General features: G+C 39.8%; 23 protein-coding genes. 8 read left to right on the forward strand and 15 right to left on the reverse strand.

Annotation, left to right across the window (positions count from 1 at the left end):
- Positions 1 to 275 precede the first annotated feature (275 nt).
- A complete protein-coding gene (locus JWG41_RS04060; protein WP_205268671.1) occupies positions 276 to 1,553 on the forward strand; it encodes an esterase/lipase family protein in 1,278 nt (425 codons plus the stop codon).
- 1 nt (position 1,554) lies between these two features.
- On the opposite strand, the gene JWG41_RS04065 is transcribed toward JWG41_RS04060, so the two are convergent.
- On the reverse strand, positions 1,555 to 2,496 hold the full coding sequence (locus tag JWG41_RS04065) for a histone deacetylase family protein (protein WP_205268672.1): 942 nt from the start codon (positions 2,494 to 2,496) through the stop codon (positions 1,555 to 1,557).
- A gap of 19 nt (positions 2,497 to 2,515) precedes the next feature.
- Positions 2,516 to 3,079: a hypothetical protein gene (locus JWG41_RS04070; RefSeq protein ID WP_205268673.1), complete on the reverse strand. Its 564-nt coding sequence runs from the start codon at positions 3,077 to 3,079 to the stop codon at positions 2,516 to 2,518.
- 86 nt (positions 3,080 to 3,165) lie between these two features.
- Here JWG41_RS04070 and JWG41_RS04075 point away from each other — a divergent pair, with 86 nt between their 5' ends.
- Positions 3,166 to 4,128: a putative glycoside hydrolase gene (locus JWG41_RS04075; protein ID WP_205268674.1), complete on the forward strand. Its 963-nt coding sequence runs from the start codon at positions 3,166 to 3,168 to the stop codon at positions 4,126 to 4,128.
- A 54-nt stretch (positions 4,129 to 4,182) separates the two neighbouring features.
- On the opposite strand, the gene JWG41_RS04080 is transcribed toward JWG41_RS04075, so the two are convergent.
- The 4 genes from JWG41_RS04080 to JWG41_RS04095 form a co-directional block, all read right to left on the reverse strand.
- Positions 4,183 to 5,205, reverse strand: a complete 1,023-nt coding sequence (locus tag JWG41_RS04080; RefSeq protein ID WP_205268675.1) for a lipase secretion chaperone — start codon at positions 5,203 to 5,205, stop codon at positions 4,183 to 4,185.
- A 95-nt stretch (positions 5,206 to 5,300) separates the two neighbouring features.
- The gene (locus tag JWG41_RS04085) at positions 5,301 to 6,212 is read right to left on the reverse strand and encodes an esterase/lipase family protein (protein WP_205268676.1); all 912 of its coding nucleotides are present in this window, start codon (positions 6,210 to 6,212) and stop codon (positions 5,301 to 5,303) included.
- A 103-nt stretch (positions 6,213 to 6,315) separates the two neighbouring features.
- The gene (locus JWG41_RS04090; RefSeq protein WP_205268677.1) at positions 6,316 to 7,353 is read right to left on the reverse strand and encodes a hypothetical protein; all 1,038 of its coding nucleotides are present in this window, start codon (positions 7,351 to 7,353) and stop codon (positions 6,316 to 6,318) included.
- 82 nt (positions 7,354 to 7,435) lie between these two features.
- Positions 7,436 to 8,548 carry an esterase/lipase family protein gene (locus JWG41_RS04095; protein WP_205268678.1) on the reverse strand — a complete coding sequence of 371 codons (1,113 nt, stop codon included), beginning with the start codon at positions 8,546 to 8,548 and terminating at the stop codon, positions 7,436 to 7,438.
- Positions 8,549 to 8,762: 214 nt separating this feature from the next.
- Here JWG41_RS04095 and JWG41_RS04100 point away from each other — a divergent pair, with 214 nt between their 5' ends.
- Entirely contained in the window at positions 8,763 to 9,620 is an 858-nt protein-coding gene (locus JWG41_RS04100; protein WP_232373668.1) for a polysaccharide lyase, read from the forward strand.
- A gap of 90 nt (positions 9,621 to 9,710) precedes the next feature.
- Here JWG41_RS04100 and radA read toward each other — a convergent pair whose 3' ends face one another.
- Together radA and JWG41_RS04110 are read right to left on the reverse strand one after the other, a co-directional pair.
- On the reverse strand, positions 9,711 to 11,078 hold the full coding sequence (gene radA / locus JWG41_RS04105) for a DNA repair protein RadA (protein ID WP_205268680.1): 1,368 nt from the start codon (positions 11,076 to 11,078) through the stop codon (positions 9,711 to 9,713).
- Complete coding sequence (locus tag JWG41_RS04110; RefSeq protein ID WP_205268681.1) at positions 11,078 to 11,716, reverse strand: ribonuclease D; 639 nt, start codon at positions 11,714 to 11,716, stop codon at positions 11,078 to 11,080. Before JWG41_RS04110 ends, radA begins: the two co-directional genes overlap by 1 nt.
- Before the next feature lie 54 nt (positions 11,717 to 11,770).
- Between JWG41_RS04110 and JWG41_RS04115 the strand changes: the two genes are divergently transcribed.
- The 4 genes from JWG41_RS04115 to JWG41_RS04130 all read left to right on the forward strand — a co-directional run bounded on the left by JWG41_RS04115 (position 11,771) and on the right by JWG41_RS04130 (position 17,657).
- Positions 11,771 to 13,657, forward strand: a complete 1,887-nt coding sequence (locus tag JWG41_RS04115; protein WP_205268682.1) for a glycoside hydrolase family 36 protein — start codon at positions 11,771 to 11,773, stop codon at positions 13,655 to 13,657.
- Between the two features lie 75 nt (positions 13,658 to 13,732).
- Positions 13,733 to 14,191: a putative lipoprotein gene (locus JWG41_RS04120; protein WP_205268747.1), complete on the forward strand. Its 459-nt coding sequence runs from the start codon at positions 13,733 to 13,735 to the stop codon at positions 14,189 to 14,191.
- Positions 14,192 to 14,370: 179 nt separating this feature from the next.
- Entirely contained in the window at positions 14,371 to 16,038 is a 1,668-nt protein-coding gene (locus JWG41_RS04125; protein WP_332461277.1) for a hypothetical protein, read from the forward strand.
- Entirely contained in the window at positions 16,035 to 17,657 is a 1,623-nt protein-coding gene (locus JWG41_RS04130) for a glycosyltransferase family 39 protein (RefSeq protein WP_205268683.1), read from the forward strand. The genes JWG41_RS04125 and JWG41_RS04130 overlap by 4 nt, the downstream gene beginning before the upstream one ends.
- Here JWG41_RS04130 and JWG41_RS04135 read toward each other — a convergent pair.
- Genes JWG41_RS04135 through JWG41_RS04145 form a run of 3 tightly spaced genes read right to left on the reverse strand, consistent with a single transcriptional unit; the run spans position 17,614 to position 20,468 of the window.
- The gene (locus tag JWG41_RS04135) at positions 17,614 to 18,726 is read right to left on the reverse strand and encodes a SpoIIE family protein phosphatase (protein ID WP_205268684.1); all 1,113 of its coding nucleotides are present in this window, start codon (positions 18,724 to 18,726) and stop codon (positions 17,614 to 17,616) included. The genes JWG41_RS04130 and JWG41_RS04135 overlap by 44 nt on opposite strands.
- A gap of 27 nt (positions 18,727 to 18,753) precedes the next feature.
- A complete protein-coding gene (locus JWG41_RS04140; protein WP_205268685.1) occupies positions 18,754 to 19,569 on the reverse strand; it encodes a hypothetical protein in 816 nt (271 codons plus the stop codon).
- Positions 19,569 to 20,468, reverse strand: coding sequence for a histone deacetylase family protein (locus tag JWG41_RS04145; protein WP_205268686.1), 900 nt, complete (start codon positions 20,466 to 20,468; stop codon positions 19,569 to 19,571). Before JWG41_RS04145 ends, JWG41_RS04140 begins: the two co-directional genes overlap by 1 nt.
- A gap of 91 nt (positions 20,469 to 20,559) precedes the next feature.
- Here JWG41_RS04145 and pyk point away from each other — a divergent pair, with 91 nt between their 5' ends.
- Complete coding sequence (pyk, locus tag JWG41_RS04150; RefSeq protein ID WP_205268687.1) at positions 20,560 to 21,996, forward strand: pyruvate kinase; 1,437 nt, start codon at positions 20,560 to 20,562, stop codon at positions 21,994 to 21,996.
- Here pyk and JWG41_RS04155 read toward each other — a convergent pair.
- From JWG41_RS04155 to JWG41_RS04170, 4 genes are all read right to left on the reverse strand, one after another.
- A complete protein-coding gene (locus JWG41_RS04155; protein ID WP_205268688.1) occupies positions 21,989 to 23,239 on the reverse strand; it encodes a BaiN/RdsA family NAD(P)/FAD-dependent oxidoreductase in 1,251 nt (416 codons plus the stop codon). The genes pyk and JWG41_RS04155 overlap by 8 nt on opposite strands.
- A 3-nt stretch (positions 23,240 to 23,242) precedes the next feature.
- Positions 23,243 to 23,665 carry a VOC family protein gene (locus JWG41_RS04160; protein ID WP_205268689.1) on the reverse strand — a complete coding sequence of 141 codons (423 nt, stop codon included), beginning with the start codon at positions 23,663 to 23,665 and terminating at the stop codon, positions 23,243 to 23,245.
- Positions 23,666 to 23,674: 9 nt separating this feature from the next.
- Positions 23,675 to 24,859, reverse strand: a complete 1,185-nt coding sequence (locus tag JWG41_RS04165) for a sterol desaturase family protein (RefSeq protein WP_205268690.1) — start codon at positions 24,857 to 24,859, stop codon at positions 23,675 to 23,677.
- Between the two features lie 146 nt (positions 24,860 to 25,005).
- Positions 25,006 to 25,617 carry an ABC-type transport auxiliary lipoprotein, LBF_0736 family gene (locus tag JWG41_RS04170; RefSeq protein ID WP_205268691.1) on the reverse strand — a complete coding sequence of 204 codons (612 nt, stop codon included), beginning with the start codon at positions 25,615 to 25,617 and terminating at the stop codon, positions 25,006 to 25,008.
- Positions 25,618 to 25,619: the final 2 nt, after the last annotated feature.

Consider the following 25,619-nt stretch of genomic DNA (forward strand, 5'->3'; position numbering starts at 1 on the left):
AAGTTTCGCTTTGTTCTAGTGCGGGAAAACTAGACTGGATTTCAAAAGGAAGTCGATTCCGTTTTCCAGCGGCTAACTAGTTTTCCAAATGCGAGTTTTCCATCGACTTTCCTTATCCAGCTGCTTTCTTTTTTCGATGGTTTTCTACCTTAAGCGTCTCTCTTTTTGCAGTCGCTTTCCTTTTGCCCCGACGCGATTTCGAACCCCGCTGGAAAAGGTAACTCACTTACTTTTTTCACTCGCTTTCCAAGGAAACTGAGGTAAAATTTCCCCCCGTGATCCAAATCCTTATCAATTCCCTCGCCGGAAAAACAGTTTCCCTCACACAAAAGACAACCGATTCCCTACTCAAAGGCATTCAATTTTTAGTTAAGGGTAGCCTAACTAGTACAGGTGGAGGACTGGATTTACTTTCGAATGCTTTTTTTTATAAACCGGAATGGAGAGAGGCCTTACAAAAGGCAGGGGTTCAAGTCAAAGAAACTGGTCATAAATCCAATGATAGTTTACAAAAAACCATAGAACAAACCAACCAAGCTTTTGACAAAGCCCTCTTCAAAGTAGAACTGACTGCCAAACAAACAGATGATATGGTTTTTGATAATCGCATGGTATCGAGTATTTTAGGAAGTTCACACAACCAAAAGTTCAAACTCACAAAAATTGATATGAGCTTTCGAACCATTGGTAAAGATATTACTGCTAAGGAAACGATTGCCGCATTTAAGGATTCCAAAAAAACAAAATCAGTTTTATTTTTGCCAGGTCTCTTTACGGATGAAACAGTTTGGTTGGAACAAACGGTAGAATACAAAGAGAGAAAAATTACCTCTCCAGGCCTTGCCACCGATTTACAAGAAGAAGGATACTATCCTTTTTATTTACGATACAATCACGGACTTCCGATCCATGAAAATGGGAAAAAACTAATGCATCTACTAGATGTATTTTTTAACGAAGATCCCAATGCCAAACCAGATATTATTTGTTATAGTTTGGGTTGTCTCATTTTCAGGTCTTGTCTCTATCATGCAAAATTGGAAAACAAAGAGTGGATCCACAAGTTTGGAAAAATCGTACTCATTGCAGCACCAAACAAAGGTTCGTATTTAGAAAAAATTGGATTTTGGTTAGGGTTTTTATTTGAAAAAAGTCCGAATGTGGCTCTCAAGATCATTGGAATGATTGGTAACCTTCGCAGTGATGCCATCAAAGACTTATCATTTGGACTCATCCGTAAAGAGGAAAAAGGTTGGATGGAGACTATCTCTGGTTACTTTGGGGAAACTTATTTCGGTGAATTGGATGATATGGATGTCTACCAAGCCTATGCTCTGATGGAAGGAGCAGAAAATCCGTTACAGAATTTTCTGGGAGATGGGATTGTTGAGAAAAAAAGTCTCACTTACTTAACAGATAAAGTTTTTAACAAAAAAACAAATCCGGCCCTACGAACATTGGAACTGAACAAACAAAATCATTTTTCCATCATTAGCGCAAGACCCCTCATCCATTGGGTGAAGGTAGTCTTCGGTGTGGCATCTGCCGATTAACTTAGGTCGCCAAGGTTTCCAAGTGTAACTTCACCGACTCTGCTAAGGCTTGAAAATCATAACCTCCTTCCAAAAAGGAGATAAGTTTACCATTAGAATAAGTATATGCAATTTTCATCACTTCTTTGGTAAAGATTTCATAAGAGGAAGTGGGAAGGTTCATACCACCTAATGGATCACTGGCGTGAGCATCAAATCCTGCTGACACCAAAACAAACTCTGGTTGGAATTTTTCCATTTCGCGATGGATGGAAACAAAGTTAGGCAGGTATTCAAATTCACCAGCCCCACGGGCTAAAGGAAGATTGAGAGTGGTTCCAAGTCCCTTTCCCCTACCTCGCTCAGTCAAAGCCCCAGTTCCTGGATAAAAAGGATACTGGTGAAGGGAAACAAAATAAACCGAATCATCTTCATAAAACTGGTGTTGTGTGCCGTTTCCATGATGGACATCCCAATCCAAAATCAATATACGTTTGATTCCTTTCGATTGTAGATACTTTGCCGTCACAGCAATATTATTAAATATACAAAACCCCATAGCGTGATCCGACTCGGCGTGATGGCCGGGTGGACGAACGAGGGCCATTCCATTTTTTAGTTTCCCCGAAAGGACTTCATCAGCAAGGTAAAGACCGGCACCCACAGCAAGACTTGCCGCAAGAAAAGAATGGGGAGAAAAAACCGTATCCCCATCCAAATACCCAGATCCTTTTTCTTCGCAAGTTTTTCCCACCAAACGAACATAATTTGGATCATGAATGGAGGAAATAATGGAGAGTGGTGCTTCTTTAAAATCTTTTTCCCACAGAAAATTCTTAGAAGGCAAATCACTCAAATGATCTAATATAGATTCCAATCGCAGATGAGTTTCTGGATGCCCTGGGCCCGTATTGTGTTTTAAAAATTCTTCGTGGAAAGTAATTCCTGTTTTTAACGAATCCATTCATCCTCCAAAAATCACTTTATTGAAATAACATAAATCTTTCGATGTATACAATCATTTCCACAATCTCAGCGATGATGCGGTCTATCTGTTTTGTAATTTGGATTTTTTCATCAGGGGTAATGACCTTGTCCATTCCCGCGTTTCCATAAACCGCATAGAAGGTTTTGATTTCCGTGGAAAAGGTTGTATTGAACCATTCCTTAAATACCCGTTGTTTCATTTTGTATTCCGGTTTGATGGAACCACTCAGTTCCCATACAGATCCTTCGGTAAACCGAAGTCTTAGTTCAAATAAACCTCTGTCCTTTCGAATATAGGTTTCCTCGTCGACCGGTGTAAAATCGATTTTACGAAGCATGACAAGGACGAGTAAAATATTTTCTAAAAATTCGATGAGGTTCTTTTTTTCGGATCCACTGACTTTGGAATCATCACCTAAATGTTGTAAATAGGATTCACCCATTGCTTGGAAAAGGCGGGAAACTTCCACCATGCGGTCTTTAAAATTTTTGGGATCCGATAGTTCTTCTGGAAACCGACCGTAGGATTTTAAATTGAAGTCATTGGAAATTTCTAACATGCCCAAATTTTCTTGGACTTGCTTATTTTCGTCAATCGATTCGATTTGAATTTTCCGAACCAAATCAAAATCTTGTCATTACTACCATGAAACAACTCACCACTTCGATTCTCCTTCTATTCTTAATCTCCTGCCAATCAGCATCCAAGATCGAAAAGAGACAAAATTCCGATTCCTCTGGAATCACTCCCGATTTCATCGAAGGACTTTATATCAATACCAAAACCATAAGGGATAAAAAACGTTGGAGTCTCCTTTTCCAAGTGATGAAAGATGCAGGGATGAATGCAGCCGTAGTGGACATCCAACCACATCCGCCAACCCCTGAGCAGGTAGCAGAGGCAAAAGCACTTGGTTTTTATATGGTAGCGCGCGTCGTCAATTTTGAAGGTGGACTCATAGAAAAAACACCTAACACAAACCTTATGGCCTCCATCCAAAAATCCATCAGAAAGGCCTGTGAATTAGGATTCCCGGAAATCCAGTTGGATTATATACGTTATGCTGATGGTGGAACCAATTTCAGTATGAGTTATGAAAAACGTTACGAATCCATTCTTGGTATTATCAAAGATCATAAAGAAAAAACAAAAGACAGTTGTTCCAAAGACACTCGTTGGACTGCCGATGTATTTGGAAGAGTGCCTTTCATTGAAAACGATGTGATTGGTCAAAAGGTGGAACCATTTAGTGAAGAGCTAAATGGATTGTATCCTATGTTGTATCCTTCTCATTTTTACGGCCTAACCAAACGAGTGGCAGACCCTTATGGAACAATCAAAGACGGCCTGGATTTAACTGTCAAACGTGCCAAACAAGGAACCAAAGCCATCGCTTGGATCCAAGGCTTCAATATGATGGTAGGGCCAAGTAAATTAAGTTATACCGACTATATCAAAGTGCAAATGCAAGGGGCCAAAGATTCTTTGGGTCATGGATTTATTGTTTGGAATGCCGGAAATGAATACATCGATACAATGAATGCATACGAAAAATACAAATCGGAACCCACTCCAAACAACCAAAAACTAAGTCAAAACGACAAATAGGTTATCGTTACTGAACTAAACAATCCACGAAAAGACTAACAAGCGAGCGGGATTTTATTTTCCCGCTTCTTCTATATTCTTTCGCCTGATATAAGCATCTGCTTCTTCTTCGGAGCCAAGAAATTGAATTCGTAAATCTTTCAGTTTCTTTTCCTTATCTGCAGCCGAAAGATTGGCATTCTCTTTCAAAAATTCCTTCTCTTTCGCTTCATATTTGGATATAGACTCATGGAACTTAGATTCTTTTGCTCTTTCTTCTGCTAAATTATTAGCTCGTTCTTTTCCAAAATATTTAGTTTCGATACGATTGAGATACTTTTCTTTTTCCTTGGGATCAGTGATGGCATTCAAATCTTTATCACGAAGACTCATTTCCATTTGGTAGTGATCAAACTTATCTTCTCTGGATACGAGAGAATCGTAATAGGTTCCGTAAGTTTTTTTCTTTAAGTCTTCAAATTGTTTTACCCGTTGTTCTGTAGGTAAGTTTGCCGATTGTTTGATAAAATTTTGGCTCCCTTCTAAAAAGGAAACTTGCGATTCTTCCATTCCAAAAATCAAATCTGCTTTGTCGTTTAGGACATCCCGACGTTTGGCTTTGATTTTTTCATACAATTCCACAAAGGATAAATCTGTTGGTTGTTCCCATTTACGATATTCTTCTTCATATCGAAAGTAGGATAAAAACAAATCTTTTACCTTTTCTTTATCGGGAGATTCATATTCAGAATCGATATAGGCAAGGATGGTTGCATTACATTGGTCTGGTGTGTATTCGGCTTTGCACTTACGTCTGAGTGCCCAAACTTCCCAAACAAAGTTGACCTTACCCGATTTTAAATCATCTAACAACTCTAAGTAGGGTTTGGTTCTGTCTTCTCGGAAAGGAGAGATTGCTTCTTCCCAAAAACCTTCACCTGTTCCAAGGGGTGCGATTCGCTCCATGGCCATTTGTTCTTCAGGAGTTAGCGATTGTTTTGATTGGTTGGGGTTTGTGTCTTGTTTTAAAAAGTAAAGTATACCCAAGAAGAAAATAAGAAATATAATAACGATGATAATAATTTTTTTAAAATCCATTCTGACTGTACTTGAGACCTAATGAGGAATTTAGATTAGAAATTGTTTAGAAATAAAAAAAGCCGGATTTGGTATCCGGCTTTTGGAACTGATTTTTATAAACCAGCTTTTGCGTTTTTTGCGATATTTAGGTAATGACCTTGCACATCGAAGTAGTTTTGTCCGCTCCAAGCCAAGTTCGTTGCTTGTAAGTGGTCAATTCCAGTAGCAAACCAAAAAGAAGAAGGTGTTCCTTTCCATGTTCCCCATTTTTGAGAATTGAGTGGAACCACACCATCGTTACCACCACCTAGTCCATAGAAAATTCCACCAGCCCAAGTGATTGGGTGAGTGAGTGCCATGATAGGGTGTTGGATGAGATCAGCCCAAGCCATTTCACTTCCATAAGAGTAGTATTTGATTCCTGATTTGTTAGGTGAATTTGCGTTAAAAGTCTTCACGTAACTTACTGTCAGTGATTTTCCCATTGCGATTACATCTTGTGGACGACCGTCACGGTAAACTAACTTAGCAAGTAAACTGAGTGCTGAATTTGCGAAAGGTTGTAACCAACCAGGAATCACTCCCAGAACGATATCAGCCATTGGAGCCCCTTGGTGAAGGGAGTTGATAGTTGTAACCGTTTGTGTTTTTCCATTGAATCCGAGATTGGATACCATATAACGAATGACAAGTCCACCTTGGCTATGGCCCATCAAATGAACCTTAGAACAACCGTTTGCTGTCATCCAAGTAGTCACTGAAGACTGAATTTGGCTAGCACGAGTAGGAATGGAATTTGTAGCCGAACTTCCAGGAGTGGTGACTTTTGCACCTTGGCTACGAAGATAACCGTCAAGGCCTCCCCAATACTTTACGAGTCCACCAGCTAGACCTTGGGTATCATCAAAACCAAGGATTCCATGAACAAGTGCAATGCACTGGCCATCAAGAGGACCGGCAAACAGACCGGAGGTGGGGACGGAGAGGAGGGTCGCTAAAACCCCAATCAAGATTTTCTTTTTCATATTTCACCTGAACTTTCTATGTTTTTTACAATATAAACCCACAAGAATGACATGAGTCAATAACTTATGGCAATATTAAGTCAAATGTTTCGGAACAATGTTCTTAGTTGACACCGTATGTTCTCTCTTCCTGGGTCCGGTAGTAACCGCTCGCCTCCTCGTTTTCGATGATATCTGCCTCTTCTCCAAAGAGTTTCTTACGTAGGGAATCCAGTTCTCTTTCTTCTTCGGGGCTCATTCCCCCTTTTTTGGAAGAAAGTTGGGTGCGTTTCTCTGAATACTTTTGTTGATTTTGCCAAATCTTCTCCCTTTCTTCCTCCAAGGCGTCCCACCTGCTGAGGGCAGAATTGTCCATACCCATGGTGGCGCGGATCTCCCTAAGGGCCGATTTTCTCTCTCCAAAGGAAAGAACCTTTAAGTCTTTTTGAACCGAGACCATAAATCCTTCGGTGAGCTGGTCCCGTTTGTTTTCCATAAGGCGCGGGTATTCTTTTCCAAACTGTTCTTTCAGAGTTTGCGAATAATTACTGAGTTTGGCATCTAAATTTCCGGCGGGGCTTTCTTTGATTCGTTTCAAAGTATCACCAATGGTTGTCATTTTCTTTTCCATAGACCAAATTTGATCTGCCTTCTCTCCAAACAAACGATACCTTTCTTTCCAAATCATTTGCCTTCTGGCCTCATCAGACAAAAGACCCACCTTACTCATGTTTGATTCTCTAAATCGATTGTAGTTATAAAGATTCTCTGACATTCGCATCAGTTCCAAAACTTTATTTGGAAAAGCAAATCCAAGAATTTGATTTAACACACGAACCCAATCATTGGGATAAAGTTTGGGAAGGTCTTTCATAAGCTCTTCGATCATCGCAATTTGAGCCGCAGGGTTATCTATGTTCTTCCCATATTTTTCCTGCAAAATCCTTGCGATCTCCTCGACGGAGTATTCCATTAATTTGTGATCGGAATAATCTTCTGGTAAGGAAGGAAGTTCGCGGGAATCAAAAGTTTTCCCTTCGGATAAAATGGATTCGAAGTCTTTTTGGTTTTTATCTTTTCCAGAACGAAGGAAAAGAATACTAATGAAAAGAACAGATGCTGATATGAGAACAATGTATAAGATTTTTTTATTTTTTATCATAATGAAAAATGAATGGGTATTATTTGATTTTTTTGGATAAGACACCATTGGCGGCAAATGGATACCGCCAATGTATCTTACGTTAACCGCCTTTGGTTACGATAAACTCTAAGATGGATGCATAAAATTCTTCTTCGCTAAATGTATCTGGTGGAACACCTACCACATCCAAGTGATCTTGGCTCACAACAGAAGCTTTTGATGTCATTTGCGCTGATGTTGGTGCATTTAAGTTACCAACATAACCTAAACCTGTATTGACTGTAATGGTATCAAAACAAAGTGCACATTCGTTGTATTGCAAACGATTCCCCATTTGTTGAGAGTTGATTCCGACAACACCATCATCGTCACCATTTCCGCGGGTTCCGTCACCTTTCCCTGCAGCACCATCGTTATCACAATCATCGACACAATAACCATCACCATCGATATTGTAGAACCCTTCTTTCAACAAAAACAAAGCAGGGTTTGTATTCAAACTATCTTGCGCAGTGATGATGGATGCCCAATAATTTGCGGTATTGGCATCTACGTTATAATTGTTGTTAAATGCTTTCATTCCCGTAGTCACACCATCAGTGGAAGAATAATCATTATACACCAATTGTTTTGCAGCTGCGACTCCATCATTTCCAGAACCATAAATTGTATTTCCAAAAAGTTTCGCAAGGGCATCGACGACAGAAGTGACTCCAGGACCTAAGTCTAAAATGTATTTAGCAGTCGGTGATCCTCTATGAGGACTGGATACAGAAACCATGACATGAACCACTTGTCTTCCGTAACGAGCACGTAAAACTGCCGCGGCTTTTCTCGCATCAAGTCCACCTTGTGAGTGACCAATGATATTTACCTTAGTGGCTCCCGTGGAGGTCATGTAGTTTTGGATGCGGTCGGCGAGTTGTGTTCCACGCACTTCCGAAGATTGGAAGGGAGTGACACTGGCAGCTAATGCCTTTTGGCCGGAATGGATATTGCCGTTACAAGCAGTTTCCAATAACTCATCACAAGGGTCTCCGACAAAGGTACCGTAGTCGTTACCAAAGTAGTAGTATCCCAGTAAGTTGTCGAATCCGGCAAGCCCGTGAGCAAACACAACCGGATACACTGTCTTCCTTGCACCAGCATGCACACCCGTCGCAAAGACAAGGAGGGCGATGAGGCAAACAAGGTTTCTTTTTTTTTGGTTCATAAATCACCTCTGAACAATCTACAAACCAGTACGAAACGTACGGAAATTGTCAAGACAATTGTGTCAAAATGTACGCTTTGGGTGTCATTTTGAATTCATTAGCGTAAGTACCGAAGTTTTTGAAACCATTTGGACACAATCCAAGGGTTCTGCCTAAGGAGAAGGAAGGAGATTTCTGGACTTAGTTCGTCTAAAACCAAAGATGAAAATCGTTATGAGCCAAATCCAAAAATTCCATCCTATCTGGATCTGTTTGGGAATGTTTTTGGCTGTAACCCAATGCCAAAAGAAAGCAGAAGGCCAAACGACAGACGTCCTTCTCGGAACGGTACTCGCTTACCAAGCTGCAACCACCATCACTTGTACGAGTGACCAACTGAACAAAACCCAGAATGCAAGGATCTTCCAAACGAGTTTTGAATCCACCGCAGAATTTGCTTCATTCTATTCAGTTCCTTCCCCTTATCAATCTGCTGCCACCCATGGGCAAAGCACCGAACAAAAACGCACCGGTACCTATTCGCACAAAGCCTCCATTCTTACGGCAGGTCCCTCTTGTTTGTACCCTCAGAATTGTAACCATAGAGGGTATCCCACAATCCAACTCAACAAACTTCCGTCAGGTGGATTTAAGACCCCAGTTTTAATCGAGTTTTATGTTTATCTAGATATAAGTCTGCCGGGTACAGCTGATTGGTTTAGTTTTGCTACTTACTCTGCCGATCCCAGTGACCTTTGGAGGCGGGTGGTGCTTATCAATATTGATTCCAAAAATTATGCTTATTTGATGCATGTTCCCTTACATAACCAAAGCCAACACAATTACCAAAACACAGCCCTTAGTTTTCCACAGAGACAGTGGACAAAACTCACCACCTGCTTAGATTTTTCGCCTACCGGTGGAATGGCTAAGGATTGGATGGATGGAACTTTGATTTCCACAGCCAATGTTTCTGGCGGGTGCGGAGTCCTCGAACAAGCACACTTTGGTTTGTATGCTTCCCCCACTCTCAGTTCAGGTATAGTGTTTAATGATGATTTACGAATAGAGGAAGTATCAATTTGTCCATAAGTGGATAGGAAGATTGGGTTTCAAATGAAACCTAAACTCTTGAGATAAAGGGAAATACATTGGCAGTGCCAATGTGAAGATTTAAAAAAACTAAAAACCTAACTCTTGTAAGTGTTTAACAGGGGTGAGTTCTAAAGAAGAAAAAACTCCATCCACTTCTTTGAAGTTCCCTTGTGGAATGTAGACTTTGGAAATTCCAATTCCTGCGAGTTCCTTCAGGCGCAAAGTAATTTGGCCCACACTTCTCACTTCTCCGGAAAGTCCCACCTCTCCTAGAAACCCAATCTCTCTGGAAACTGGTTTGTCTTTAAAGGAGGAAGCAATGGAGGCCGCAATGGCTAAGTCAAGGCTCGGTTCGTCAATGCTAAGACCACCCGCAAGATTGCTAAAGATATCTGATTCGGATAATGGAAATCCCAAATACTTTTCGAGAACCGCGGAAAGTAAAATCACACGGCGGTTGTCGAGTCCTTCTGCCATACGACGCGCTTGTCCATAAGAGGATTTCGTAACTAACGCCTGTACTTCGACACTAATCGCGCGTGATCCTTCCATCACAGAAGACAAAACACTTCCAGAGCGTTCTTCTGATTCCGGAGAAATAAACAATCGATGGCGATCCAAAACTTGTTTTAACCCGCCAAATACCATTTCGAATATGGCAGTGTCTCCCACGGCTCCGAACCTGTTTTTAACGGCCCGTAAAATTCGATAATAATTGAATCTATCGCCTTCAAAATATAAAACCGTATCCACCAAATGTTCTAAAACTTTGGGGCCAGCAATTTGTCCGTCTTTGGTGATATGACCAATAAGAAAAATGGGCACGGAAGTTCGTTTGGCGGTTTCTAAAAAGATTTGTGAGGACTCACGGAGTTGGGTGATCGTCCCTGCTTGGTTGACTAAACTTTCTTTTAAGATGGTTTGGATGGAATCGATAAAAACCACTTTTGGTTTTAAGTCAGAAATCATTTGTGAGATATTTTCTGCATACACCTCAGAAGAAAGTAAAATGTTTTCGGAGGTGACACCCATTCGTTTGGCACGAAGTCCAATTTGAGAAGCCGACTCTTCCCCAGAAATGTATAAAACCTTTCCTTCGTTTGCAATGTTTTTGGCAATCTCGAGAACAAGAGTGGATTTTCCCACTCCCGGTTCCCCACCAACTAACACTAAACTGCCGGGAACAATCCCCCCACCAAGAACCAAATCCAATTCGCTAAATCCAGTGGTCGTACGAATGTGAGCATCACTCACCACAGAGCCAATGGATTTGGGATCGGTATACCTTCTGTCTTTTGGTTTTTGGGAAACGGGGGAATCAAACCGACCCGTTGAAGTATTTGTCACTTCATCGATTTGATTCCATTCCCCGCAGGATGGACATTTTCCTGCCCAACGACTAAAAGTATCTCCGCAGGATTTACATTGGTATTGGGGAAGTTGTTTTTTTGCCATCAGTGTTCGAAAAGATTTGGCACTTCCAAAAGATCCAATTCCACTTGAGTTTCCAAAAAGGCAAAACAACGTTCCGCAATTGCAAACCTGTTTTCACGGATCATCATCTCAGTGAGAATGGACTCGAGGGCAATTAAAAACCGAACATCTGTAGATGCATAGTCCACTTGGTCTTTCGTAAGAATCTTTTTACCCCAATCGGAGCTTTGATTTTTTTTATCGATATTTTCTTCGAAAAATTCACGGATGAGTTCTTTTAACCCGTGTTTGTCGGTGTAGGTTCTTGCGAGTTTACTTCCGATTTTTGTGCAAAATACATTTTGTACTTTGATCCCGAGCCTTGCTCGAAGAAAGGTCATATCCATTCTTGCAAAATGAAAGATCTTTGTGATGTCTTTAGATTCAAATAATTTTTGGATATGAGGAGCTTCTGTTTGTCCCGGGAGAATTTGAACGAGAGCGACTTTATTTTTGGAATCGGAAATTTGTACGACACAGAGTCTGTCCCTTCTGGGATTGAGCCCCATCATTTCACAATCCACAGCCAACCGGTCATCCTTTTTAAAGGCTTCAAAAAAATCTTCGTTCAGATCTCCTTGTAATACGACTGGTTTTATAGTTGAACGTTTTTGGGTCATAATGGCTTACTATGGAAACTACCCTAGCAAAATCATCAAATAGATTTTTCCAAGATGAAAATTCAATACAGAGTTCATAATTCCGTCACTATTTCGAACTTCCTTCCCGTTAAGGCAGGGGTTTACCAATCCGAATGTAAAAAATTCGAACTATTACTTACGTCTAGCTCCGATCCAAAAACGGGTACGGTCCTCAGTCCCAAACTCATTTGGCGGGAATCCACAAGACCCGAAGTGGGTTTTTCCGTGGACCATTTGGAACTCGACCTATCCATCCTACCGGAAGGTGGGGGTTATTCCCTTTTCCAACATGGATACCAGTCCTGGTCCATCGCAAGAAAGGTAGAAAGTACAAACGTCGACAAACCGCCTTTTTTATCTTTTTTGCAATACTCACAAGAGAATATATATTCCAAACACGAATCCAAAGTGGGTAAGTTTATCTCCGAATACTTAACTCTTGTTTTTAACAAAGAAACAAAAAATGGGATCTTGTATGCTCCTATTGAACAAGGAGAATTCGGAACCAAATTTGAAGTGGTTTTCGGAGAGTCGGCGGATGTAACGTCCGTTAAAGTTATTTATGACTTCCAGTGTTTGCCCGACCTTCGTCCGAACGCAAAACTAAGCATCGCAAAAATCAAAGTCCTCAGTTTCAAAGGAAATCCAGAAGGCAAACTCGCCAAATACTTTGAAGAACTAGGAAATAAAGAAGGCCCAGGAAACTTACCAAAAAAAGTCCCTACAGGTTGGTGTTCTTGGTATTATTATTATACTAAGATTGATCAAAAAACCATTTTGGATAATCTAACAAAAGTTAGAGAGTTGAATTTACCATTTGAATTTTTCCAAATTGACGATGGATACCAAAAAGAAATCGGAGATTGGTTGGAACCAAATGATAAATTTCCAGGAGGGATGCGAATCCTTGCTGATGAAATCAAACGAGTGGGACTAAAACCTGGGATCTGGCTTGCTCCTTTTTTAGTCAGAAAAAAATCCGAATTCTTTCGTAAATACCCAGAAGCCATTCTCAAAGACCAAAACGGAAAACCAGTTCCTGCCATCTACCAACCACTTTGGGGTAAAGGTTATACTTATGCTCTAGACATCACTCATCCGACGGCCCTTGCTTATTTGGAAAAAGTGTTTTCTACGATTGTCAAAGAATGGGGATATCCATACTTAAAGTTGGACTTTCTTTATGCAGGTCTCCTTCCTGGTGATGTATATAACAAAAGTTTGTCGCCGCAAGCCCGTTATCGAAATGCACTCGAACTCATTCGAAAAGTGGTTGGTAAAAATACCTTTTTACTCGGATGTGGGGCACCCATGTTGCCATCAGTCGGAATTTTTGACGGAATGCGAATCTCTTGTGACGTGGCACCATTTTGGTATCCGGAGAAGTTACGTATTTTCTTAAAAGATAGAAACGCACTCTGTACAAGAACTGCCCTCATCAACGACATCACTCGTGCTTCCATGCACAGACATCTTTGGTTGAATGATCCTGATTGCCTTCTTGTTCGTAAAAAAAGAAACAAAATGAACGAAGCACAAACCAAACTGATGGCCTCCGTCATGGCAGTGTCAGGTGGAATGTTACTGGTATCTGATGATCTCACTAAGTTAGAAAACGATCGTTTGGATCTTTTGAAAAAAGCCTTCCAATTGAATAGAGAATGCCAGGCTTATACACCCGTTCCGATTGGTATTTTTGAAGAAGAATTTCCGTCGGCCCTCTACAATCCAGCAGGGTATCTGGGAATTTGGAATCCTACAGAAGAAGAAAAAACCATTCGGATCACGATACCACAAGGTCTCAAAACCAAAGCGCCATTTTTAGATTTTTGGACTGGAACTACGGTAGATCTCCGGATCGTAGATGGTCAATTTGAAACCACTCTGCCGGCTTTTGGTTCCGTTGTTGTCGCTGTTTAATCGAGAAAATTAATTGACGGGTTCAAAAATGGACTTAAAATTTTTGCAATTCGTCGTAAGAGGTTTTTTATGCGTATGATCAAACATTTAAGTATCGTTTCTGTGATGGCGGTGCTAATTTCATTTAACAACTGTTCTTTCCTAGATTCTGCTTCTGGTAGCGTAAGTCGTTTGGGTGTATCAGTATCTGATTCGACATCTGCCCTTGTAAAATCTATTTCGAACAGTATCTCTTCTATTTCCGAGAGTGGAAAAGAAAAAGCAATGAACGAGTATAAAGAAGATGTAATTGCTAGTGTTGCTTTACAAATTCGTTACGAAAACCAAAAACAAGAATTGGAAAACCAACTTTCTGCGATCGCAAAATCTCACGGTGTTGTAGCTTGGAGATCTAACAGTGCTACTTACATCGCGATTGGCCAAGGACTAAAACAAGCAAAACTTTCTCCTTCAGAAATGAAAGAAGTAACAGCAGACGTAGCAAAACAAAATGCAACAGTCGCAAAACTAATCTTAAACGGGTACAATCTATAATCCAGATCGTCTTTGGGCGGGGTCAAACCGCCCATTCCTTCTTTTTTTTACTTACCTTTCTCTTCTTATTTTTTCCTTTATACTCAGAATCAAACTCTAATCCTTACGGGTTTTTATACATAGATTCCAATTCTGGTCAGTCCAGTGGAGGACATTCGGCACTCCGGTTTGGCGACCGAGTGTATCATCTCCAATATTCCTTTGAAGACAAAATCTTTCATCTGGTTCGGGAACCATGGGAAGACTTTCGATTCCAGTATGGCGTGGTTCAAAATCGTAATATAGAGTTTTATCAGTGGGAACTATCGGATCCTGCCAAACGTTTGTTACGACAAAAATGGAACGAACTCTATTTGGTGCAAGAGACCCATATCCAAAACCAAAAGAAATTAGAACAAGAATGGGAAACCTCACTTACTTCGGCAGATAAGAAACAATCTTCATTACTCATCTCAGGCTTTGGTTATTTCACAAATTTACCAGATCCCATTTCTCCAATACCTGCACTTTTTTCATTTTCCAAGGAGGAGAAAAAACGTTTGGAGCGCTCTAGTGTTAACTGGGAAGAAGTTTCCAAGCCCGATCAACTAACAAACAATAGAGAATTATTACCCAAGACCGACTCTCCCTATCGTCTCATCCACAGCATCCAAACAGATACCGAACGATTGGCAACTGCGGAAAAAAGAAGTTTTGTTCGATTGTTTCTTTTGAATCCAGTTTTACTCTACGAGCCTGCTTTTATACAATTGAATGGTACGGAGTTCCACTTAAACGAAGCAGAGATCAAAGTATGGAAAGGATACCAAAGTAGTTTAGTACAAGACTTACGATCCTGTGTTTTAGGTGCAGATTGTAACGACTGGGAAGAGATGACCCTACTCTTCCGAATTCTTTATATCAATAAATCCATTCAGGAAAAAACCATTGTTTTCCCCAAAAAGAACTTGGATGGGTTTCATTATCTTCCCATGGTCGATTTACCGGAGTCTGTTCTTTCCACCAAACAAAACGAATACGTTCAATTATTCCAATTGAAAAAAAAGATTTTTGTTTCTGGTTATCATCCTCTTCAATTTTTTAATTGGGAATCCTTTCTTGTTCGTTACCAAAGTTTTTTAGAATCCGGAGCGGCGGAGGCACAGGAAGGAATTGAATTCAATTGGGTTGGAGAAAATCCATATAAAGATCAGTTCAAAAATCGGGACTGGGTGGAAGAAACAAAGATCCAAAAAAAACAAGAGGACTATGAATCCTATACCGAAGGAATTCAAAATCTGTATTCCTATAATCTCACTCATAAAAATTGTACATCTGAGCTCTTTCGTTATATGAATGAAATGTTTCCAGAAGGAAGTATTGGATCGGAAACTTTTTGGGATCCGTTATCAAGTCATGTCATCAGTCTAAACTTCATTCCCTCCGTGGCGGCTTGGAAAATGAAATCCAATTTTGGCACCAAACAAAGAAAAGTTTATCCTTCTTACCGAAACCTAAAGAGAAAAAAAATAGCTAACTTTACGGAAAAACATTTTCAAGAAAGCTTTGTTCCCACTTCAAAAATTTATATAACCAATCCCATCGATCATCCCTTCTTATTTTTTACTGAAGAAACTATATGGAACCGTCCCCTTTTAGGTATGGCCAATGCAGTTTATGGGATTGGGTATACGGGAATGGGGGTCTTCAGTGCGCCCTTCGATAAAGGAAGTCGTTTTTCCAAAGGAACGGAATCTGTATTTTATAGCCTTCCCGAACTTATGTTTTTTAATATCCGTAAAGGACATTTTCCTTTCATCGCAGTAAAAGAAATCCCAAAAGAGTATTATTTAAAAGAATCCTTATGAAAACAGTATTTTTATACCTTCCTTATCTTTTCCTTTTAGGTTCTCAAGTTTTACCCACAAAACTCTGGTTCCTTCCGGGAGAAAAAATCGGTTATGTTTCCATTTCTATCTTTTTTATCCTCCTCCAATCCTTTGTTTTGTATGGAAAAAGAGATAACATTCATTTGGTGAATGAGTGGAGATCCGACTCTCCTCCGAATTGGATTCTAGCATTTCTTTTCTTTATCTGTTTGGTATCATTCCCCATTCGGAATATGGATTGGGGCGATGGACTCCTTCTACTCGAAACCAATCTTTTAGAAACCAAACTCTTTGGATTTCAATTCACTTTGGATGAAATTTTCGAAACTGTTCTTCATAGTCAGACCTCAAACCTACTTTCTAGTTTTGGTTTTTCGGAAGATCCAAGAATTGCTTACACTTTTTTATCTCAACTCGCAGGGATCGGAATGCTTTTTGGTTTTTTATGGACCGCTGAAAAAAATCGCAAATCCAATTCTTTATCCATCCTCATCTTACTATCATCAGGGGGAATTTTACTCACCTTTGGATACGCTGAAAACTATACATTGGTAACCGCATGCCATCTTCTTTTATATATTTTTGTTTCGAGATATGTAAAGAATCCAAAAGACAACGATCTTTTGTTATATGGTGCGACTGCTCTTGTGGCCCTTTCTATGTTGTTCCATTTGGTTTCTGGATATTTGGTGCTTCTATTAATTTACTTATGGTTTGTACATTCGCCAAAAGATAAAAAAATAAAACACTTACTCCTTTGTGGTGGTTTGGGTTTGAGTATTCTCCTTCCTTGGTTTTTATATTTTTTATTTTTGCATGATCCATCCATTGATCGCAATAGTACACATCTAATCCATCCACCTTTTTATCCAAAAAATCGACTTGTATCCCTCAATCATATCAAGGAAATCCTTGCGGTTTTGTATTGGAATGCATCGGTAGCTACTTTGTTTTTACTCTATCAGTTTTTCTTTTTCAAAAAGGAATGGAAGGCCTTTATCCAAAGGCCTGAAACCAAAACCATCTTTGTTTGTGGCTTTGCATTTTTTCTCCATGGATTTTTCCACAACCCACAATTAGGATTTCCTGCGGATTGGGATCTTATGGGATTCTACTGGTTACCCATTACCTTTCTCGCACACCAGTTTTGGATCCAATCGAAAGAGATCTCTCTGGAATGGATTCCGCCTTTTCTATTCGGAACCGTGATGGTCATCCTGTCAGCAATCACTCTAAACAAATCAAATCCCGACAAAGAAATTCTTTGGGAAGTGACCCAAACGACAATTCAAAGTTATGTGACAGAAAACAAACCATATGTAGACAGTTTACCGAAGGAAGATAAAAAGTTCTTTGCAAAGGGTGATTTTTTATTTTATAAAGGAGAAATGATCACAAAGAGGCTTTGTGATTTTCCCAAAAAGGGAGAGATCATCAATAAAATGAACGCCCACCGAAAGGAATGGAAACAAGGTTTTATGAGTGGAAGTTTTCAATCCAAAGATGTACTCGGTCAATTTTTAACCGAGGCCACCAAAACCAATATCGAATACATTAAATCTCTAGAAGCAAATAAGATATGTCATCCGACGCTTTAGAGGATGTTTCTAAATATTGGATGTAGTTTGTAATTTCTGTTTTCATATTTTCGACTCGGGTGGGCCCTCCAGGAAGTTGGATTAGAGTTTGAACCAAAGGATGGGTACTGGAAGCTAGTAACCCGTCCGAATACAAAAAGAGAATGTCTCCCGTTTCCACTTGGACTTCATTTTCTGCAAATTCCATCTCTTTCAGAATCCCTAAAATTTGACCGGACTGGTCTTGTAATATCAAAGGAGCACGACTTTCTTTTTGGAATACGAGAGGAAACGGATGCCCTCCCCTTGCGTAAGTGATTTTTTTCTTGGGATGGTCTACGACAAGACTAATCGCTGTCATACTGTGAGTACCAATTTCGTTACAAAGTTCCCGATTCAAACGAGAGAGTAAAGCAGAAGGAGAAATAGTCGTGGTTCGCACGAGTTCTTTATGAATGGTAGTCATAAGAATGGCAATAAGTCCCGAAGTCACACCATGACCTTCGATATCCCCCATCAAAATCAAAGTGCGGTCTTCATCCAAAGGTAAAACTTGAAAAAAATCACCAGATACAAAACTCACGGGTTTGATCTCAGAAAAGATTTTATGACCTATTTGAGGTAAATTCATAGTTCTCGTTTGGATTTTAGCAGCAAGACGAAGATCTCGTTTGATCGATTCGTCCATCGACTCTTTATCTTTTAGAAAATTATAATATTCAAATGCCCTGGAAATTGCCGCTTCAATTGATTTTGTATGAAAGGGTTTTAGAATAAAATCGGAAGCACGATGATAAAGTGAGGAAACAACGGTTTGGATGTCGTGTTCCCCTGTCATCATTAGAACTTGGGTTTTGGAATCGTAGGCTTTGATCTTTGGCAAAAGATCGAGTCCCGAAGTTTGTGGCATATTGACGTCTAAGAATACGATGGGATTTCGTTCCCCTTCGAAGTATTCCAAACCTTGGAGAGGATTTGTAAAGTACCGGACAAAATATCCTAATCCATTGATGATGAGCTCTAGAGTTTCGCAGATCTCTGTATCATCGTCTATGATGAGAATCTCGGGTTTAAAAGAATATTCGGACATCTACTATAGTATCGGCTTTAAGGAGGGCTATTTTGAGACCAATGTGAATTTTAGTTTTTCTTTCACTTCCTCTACTTTCTTAAAATAAGCCTCATGGAAAACCTTTTTCTCTAAATACGCATCCGTGCAGGAAATCATCTCTCCATACTTCCATTCGTAAGGTTCCCCATTTTCATAACGAACTCTGTTCTGATGGATTTGGGAGGATAAACTCCGAAGATTGGTTCCACGAAAATTTCTCACAAGGGCACGAAAGGTTCCTTCTTTTTCAGGATCAATGAAACGAAATTTTCGAGAAAACAAAACGGCATCATGAAAATACTCAGGAACATTAAAAGCGCCGGAAGTACCAAGTTTTTTAGAAAGATCACGTATAAAATCCGTGAATTCATTGAGAACATTCAGCCCTGGATATTCTTGTCCAAAGTATAATTCCTTTTTGAGATCTCCTGGTTCAAAATTAATATTTTGAGTGAGAAGCCAATCGATATAAATCATAGGAAAATGTTCGTCGTCACCTTTTAACTGAAATTGAGAAACTTTCAAACGAGTGTGAACGAGGATTTTTCTGTTCTCCGACTTCACATAAATACGATTGTCGTAATCGTTGAGAATTTCTAACTCGATAAAGGAATTATGAAACCCGCGTTTTTCAACAGCAGTGATTAAACCTGCGCTAACTAACATCTGTTCTACTTCATAATGAGTGAACCGATTGAATAATTTAGGCTCCATGTTTAATGAAGTATTTAATTCTTTTGAGACATCAACTAAAGACAAATCATCCAAATCCAACCAATCGGTCTGGTTTTTCTTTTTGTCTGTAGAAGAAAAAACTCCCATTACTTTTCACCAAACGCAGTGATTGTATTAAAATGGATTTCGACAGTATCGCGGAAGTCACGAGCGTAACCACCGGCAAGAGTCACAACGCATGGAACATTGAGTGTCTCTGCAAATTTACGAACCATCAAATCTCGTTCTTTTAATCCCTTCATGGAAATTTTTAATTCTCCAAGAGAATCATCCTCATAAGGATCAGCCCCTGCAACATAATAAATTATATTCGAATCAAAATCTTTCCGAATTTGATTTAAGGATTTTTCTAATGCAGTTAAATACTCATCATCCTTCGTATTTGGTTCCAAATCTACATCTAAGTTAGATACTTCTTTCTTAGGATAAAGATTACCTTGGTGCATCGAAAATGTGTAAACTTTGTCATCATATTGAAAAATATATGAATTACCATTTCCTTGGTGCAAATCTAAGTCAATGATGAGTGCATTTACATTGGGATCTGTTTCTTTTTGTTTCCGTATAGCAACTGCTACATCATTCAAATAACAAAATCCTTCTGCTCTATCAGGGAAACTATGGTGGTATCCTCCGCCCATATTAAAAGCAAATTGAAACTTTTTAGATAGTTCTGCTCCCATAATAGTACCACCTACCCCATACGTGAAACTTTCCACAATACTTCGATTAAGTGGAAGTTCTGAATACATAGTGCGAGATGTATGTTCGTAACTAAACAAATCATCTAAATATTCTTTTGTATGAACGAGTTCTAAATCTGCGTCTTCTGCTTTTTTAGGAAGCAAAATGTCCCAGGAAGCATATACTGGATCCCTTTTGACACGGTTATAAAGATGAGAATACTTATGGGCTGGGAAAACATGGCCCGGCAATTCGAGATTGTACGAAGAATGGTAGATAAGAGCGAGTGCATTAGATGCCATTAAAATGATATTTTTGCGAAAAATGACACAAGTCAATTCAAACCGTACAATTTACTTGCAGGAAAAAACAAAAAAGCTAAGAATAGGGTCTATGCCGGAAGACAGCAAAATCCCCAACAAACGCACTAAAATTATCTGTACCATTGGACCCGCATCTGCTAACCGTGAAACCATTCTAAATCTCATCTATTCAGGAATGGATTTGGCAAGAATGAACTTTTCTCATTCCACCCACGAATACCACAAAGAAATCTTTGAGTTGTTACGTGAGTGCGAGCAGGAGTCCGGCAAGTCCATTGGTATCCTTGCTGACTTACAAGGTCCAAAAATCAGAACCGGAAAATTGGGAACGGGGCCATTAGAACTCAAAACCGGAGACCAAATTGCCATTAATAATAAATCCGATTTTCTGGGAACTGCAGAAGAGATCGGCTGCACCTATCAGTACATTTTAAACGATATCGATGTAGGACATAAACTCCTGATTGATGACGGCAAACTCTCGTTTGTTGTAAAATCCAAAACAAAAGAAAAAGCAGTTTTGGAAACCGTCATTGGAGGAACCTTAAAAGATAATAAAGGAATCAACCTTCCAGGAACTCCCATTTCAGCACCGGCCCTTTCTGAAAAAGACATTGAAGACTTACAATTTGCTTTGTCACTGGGTGTGGATTATATCGCACTTTCGTTTGTAAGACGAGCCAGCGATTTGGAAATGGCACGCCAATTTATGAAAGATAGTTATGCAGGCCTTATTGCCAAAATTGAACGACCAGAAGCCATCCAAAACATTGAAGAGATCATCGATAATTGTGATGGGATCATGATTGCTCGGGGAGATTTGGGTGTGGAATTAGACACTCAATATGTTCCTATCATCCAAAAAGAGATGATTACAAAACTAAACCAACAAGGAAAACCAGTCATCACCGCCACACAGATGTTAGAGACGATGATTGACAATCCACGTCCCACTCGTGCAGAAGCGAGTGACGTTGCAAACGCTGTTATGGATGGAACCGATGCCGTGATGTTGTCCGGGGAAACTGCCTCAGGAAAGTATCCGATTGAAACTGTCCGAACAATGACAAGTATCATCCAAGCCGCAGAAGAGTCGGAAATTTATTTATCCCATCTTCGTAGTATGGACCGTTCCGAGTTTGAAGTGGAACGAACGGCTCTCGGCAGTGCAGCAGAAGCCATTTCCAGGTCCATCAATGCAAAGGCCATCATCAACTTTACAAGATCTGGATACTCTTCTCTTCTCTCTTCAGAGTTTCGGCCCCTAAAGCCGATCTACTCCTTCACACCTTTTTTAGGTACGGCAAGAAAGATGCAATTGTATTGGGGTGTGGAAACCTATGTGATGCCTATGATGGATAAGTTTCCCGATATGATTGCTTTTATGAGTAAAACGTTAAAGTCGGAAGGAAAATTAAAATCGGGAGATACAGTGGTAATTTTATCCGGTGCACCGGGTTCTGTGGCACAAACTGTAGATTTCATTCAAATCCATAAGATCAAGTAACTATTGTTTTACGAATGCCTCGGGCTGCAATTGTCGCCGTAGTCCAGGCATTCTGAAAATTAAAACCACCTGTAATTCCATCTACGTCAATCACCTCACCAGTAAAATAAAGACCAGGACAATGTTTACTTTCCATCGTTTGGAATTGGATGTCCTTTCTAGAAACACCTCCTGCTGTCACAAACTCTTCTTTAAAAACTCCTTTAGCAACCATTCGAAGTTTGGTTTGTGTTAAAGAAAGACTTAAAACCCGAATCTCTGCCTTAGAAATATCCGAATAACGTTTATTAGATGGAATTTTCGATTCTTTTAGAATCCAATCCCAAAATCGGGATGGCAATTTCCATTCGGGATCGGGGCTGAGTTTTTCTGCCGGTGTTTTTTCTTTTTTCGATAAATAATCTTCTTCGATGCTTTGTGTTGATTTTCCACCAATCCAGTTGACGGAGAGGTCCACTTTGTAATCGGCTTCAAAGAGAGTGCGAGCCTCCCAAGCAGACAACCTAAGGGCAGAGGGTCCACTGAGCCCCCAATGGGTGATGAGCACGGGTCCCTTCTGCGGTTTGCCTTTGGGTAATACTTTGATTTCGGAATACGGAACCACAAGGCCTGTGAGTTCGATGAGATCCGTATTTTCTAAAGTGAGAGTGAATAGAGAGGGAACTGGATTGACGATGGTATGTCCGAGTTTTTCCAAAATACTCCAAACCTTTCGGTTGGAACCAGTAGCTAAGATTACAAGATCAAATGATTCTTCCAAGCCCCCTTCCCATAAAACGCGAAAGTTTGGTGTTTGGTCTGCACCCTGATTGGAATATATACCAACTAATCCTTGTTCAAAGTGAATAGGGATTTTTTTAGATTTGAGTTCGTTTAAAAAACATTGGATGATGGTATCAGAACTGTCTGTTGTGGGAAACATTCGTCCATCGGCTTCGGCTTTGAGTTTGACCCCTCTTTTTTCAAACCATAGGATTGTGTCTTTCGGTTGGAAACTTTCGAATGCCCAACGAAGTTCTTTATTCCCTCTGGGATACCTTTCCGAAAGAAGTTCTGGATCAAAGAGATTATGAGTGACATTACATCTCCCACCACCGGAAATCCGAAGTTTCGATAAAGGTTCTTTTGATTTTTCAAAGATTTGAATCTCACATAACCCTTGTAATTCGTCATGGATTTGCAGAGCGGCAAAACAACCAGAAGCACCGGCTCCAATGATTGCAATTTTGGGTTTCTTTCCCAAGTCCTACCACTCACCTGTATTTGGCATAGAAGTCCAAGGTTCCGATAAAGGTAAAGGGTTCCCTTTCTGAAGCAGTTCTATGGAGATTAAATCGGGAGACCTAACAAATGCCATACGACCATCGCGAGGGGGACGGTTGATAACAACTCCCATCTTTTGAATCCGCGCACAAGTTTCATAAATATTTTCTACTTCGTAGGCAATGTGACCAAAATTCCTTCCCGTAGTATAAGGATCGGTTTGTCCCCAATTGTAAGTGAGTTCTATCTCTGGGGCATCGTCTTCCCCAGTAGACAAAAACACCAAAGTAAATTTTCCTTCTGGATGTTCGTTTCTTCTAGTTACTTTAAGCCCAAGGATCTCCACAAAAAAATGGAGGGCCTTGTCCAAATCTTTCACCCGGATCATTGTATGTAAATATTTCATCTTCTTTTACTATACGAAAAAATAGACCAAAAGCACAAACCAAGAAATATACTTGGGAATCTCAAAACGAAGCCAGTTTTTCTTTCCTTCCAAAAGCCTACCTAAAGCAACGAAAGAAAAAACCAAAAGTACAAATACAGAAGCGATCTCACCGATTGCAAACAAATGCATCCGTTTCAGAAAAAACAAAGTGAGTGCAGTCGGAACCAAAAAAGAAAAGAGAAGAAACAAACGATACATCGTATTTCCTGTTTTACGTCTGTATTGCGGTTCACGAGATTTTTGATCAATCGCCCATTTGTGATGAGACAACCAAACTTTGGGATCACGCACTCCGCGATCCATTGGATTCTGCAAATCATCTGGCCTTACAGAAGGATAAGAGAAAAAGGAAACAAGCCCTTGCCATTTGTTTTTTGTATGGATCAAATCCGAAAACAAATCTCGAAACACATGGAGTTCTGCTGTGACTGGATCATACGTATTCAATTGCGAAACAAGACCATACCGAGGTTCTTTCTTTTCTTCACAAAACGTTCCAAAGATACGATCCCAAAAAATAAACACTCCGCCATAATTGCGATCAATGTATTCTGGATTCATAGCATGGTGAACACGATGGTGAGAAGGTGTGACCATAATGTATTCAAACCAAGCCGGTAGTTTTCCAATGGCCCGAGTGTGAACCCAAAATTGATAAGTGCGATTGAGTGCATCAATGATCAAATACGATTCCACCGGAAACCCAAGAAGAGCCAAGGGTAAATAAAACAAACCAATTCCGATATTACGAACAAAAGATTGTCTGAGTGCTACAGACAAATTGAACTCTTCGCTGGAATGATGCACTACATGAGAGGCCCACAAAACTTTGATTTCATGACTATAACGATGAGCCCAATAAAATAAAAAATCGAGTAGTAGAAATAAGACAATCCAGTGTAAGGGGGACGATGTGGATAAAAAAGCTTTAGAAAGAAACTCTACACCCCAAGAGATTTGGTACAACTCGTTGTAAACAAAAACGAGTCCAAGAAGGATCATCCCGTCAAAGATTCGGCTAAGAACACCCAAACTCAAATCGGCCAAAGAATCTTCGTAAAAATAATAATCCTGTTTTTTGAATCGAGTGTAAATTATCTCGAGTAACATAAGGACAAAATAAAAAGGTGCGATGGATTCAATGAGTCTCATGATTCATCCTTTAAGTTCCAGTTATTGATTCTGGTTTCATCTGAAAAGCAACTTCGTTTCTAAAAAATTTTACAAAAATCTCCTTTAAAAAAACACAACCACGTTATGTGTTACTGGATCAGGAAAACTTTCCCCGACCCATAGAACTATTTTAATTTTTGGCTCAAATCTAAATTCAATTCATTGAATGTATTGGTAAGTCCCAAATTCCAACCAAGGACCAAAGCTTCCGGTTCCTTTTTCTCAATGGACTGGATTTGCCTGTATGTCTTTCTAAAAACAGGAGTAGAGACCGAATCTTTATCTTCATAAACAACGATTTCAAACTCAATCACGGCTTTGGGTTCTTTAGTGCGGAAGTCTCCATACATTTGTGTTAGATTTAATTCTATAAAATGAGTTACGCTAACTCTTGTATGGATGCTGGCATCCCATTCAAAATTTCCGGACTTCAAAAGGGAACGAACAAATTCTTCTTTGAAGTTATGGGCCGGAGGAATAAAAAATCCATTATAATAATCGGATTCATAGACCGCATTGTCTTTGCGATAGACAAACTCTTTTCCTTCAAACCTTTGGGAGATGAAAACCTTACGCACAACAAAGGCTCTCGGCTTTGTTACAGAAAACAATTGTTTGGTTTCACCAGTTTCGATTAAATAAAACTTTTTTTCAGGAAAGGTTTTACTCACACCAAAACACTGGCTAAGAAAAAAACTGAGCCCAAAAAGTATTAAGAAACGGTATAAGGTCTTCATTG

The sequence above is a fragment of the Leptospira chreensis genome (genome assembly GCF_016919165.1).
Lineage (GTDB): Bacteria > Spirochaetota > Leptospiria > Leptospirales > Leptospiraceae > Leptospira_A > Leptospira_A chreensis.